Genomic DNA, 611 nt, shown 5'->3' with positions numbered 1-611 from the left:
CTCTATGAGGTTATTCAGATATTTCGATGTACAATGGCAGTCAGGTTTAAGTTTAAAAGCTTTAATTACTTTAGCCATTGCTACCTTCGTTGAAGGTGCCTGATCTGTAATTACCTTTTGAGGTTTACCAAATTGTTTAATGAGACGTTTGATAAACGCATATGCTGAATGATTATCTCGTTGCTTACGCAACCAAATATCTAATGTATGTCCCTCTGCATCAATGGCACGATATAAATAACTCCATTTTCCTTTTATTTTGATGTACGTCTCATCAATACGCCATTTGTAATAAGCTTTTTTATGCTTTTTCTTCCAAATTTGATATAAAATTGGGGCATATTCTTGAACCCAACGGTAGACCGTTGAATGATGAACGTTTACACCACGTTCCCTTAATATTTCAGATATATCACGATAACTCAATGCATATCTTAGATAGTAGCCAACGGCTACAGTGATAACATCCTTGTTAAATTGTTTATATCTGAAATAGTTCATACAGAAGACTCCTTTTTGTTAAAATTATACTATAAATTCAACTTTGCAACAGAAACCTCTTTTTAATATCCCAGACTGGCAATGCCGGGATAGACTGTAACATTCTCACG

Annotated in this window: 1 protein-coding gene; it reads right to left on the bottom strand. The window is 34.4% G+C overall.

Annotation, left to right across the window (positions count from 1 at the left end):
- Positions 1-501: IS6-like element IS257 family transposase (locus JVU85_RS07490; RefSeq protein WP_204172255.1), on the bottom strand; the 501-nt coding region annotated here is incomplete at its 3' end.
- Between the last annotated feature and the right edge of the window lie 110 nt (positions 502-611).

The organism is Staphylococcus sp. GDY8P72P (assembly GCF_016890655.1).
GTDB lineage: Bacteria > Bacillota > Bacilli > Staphylococcales > Staphylococcaceae > Staphylococcus > Staphylococcus arlettae.
The sequence above is the reverse complement of the archived record's forward strand: the minus strand, read 5'-3'. Positions and strand labels throughout refer to the sequence as shown.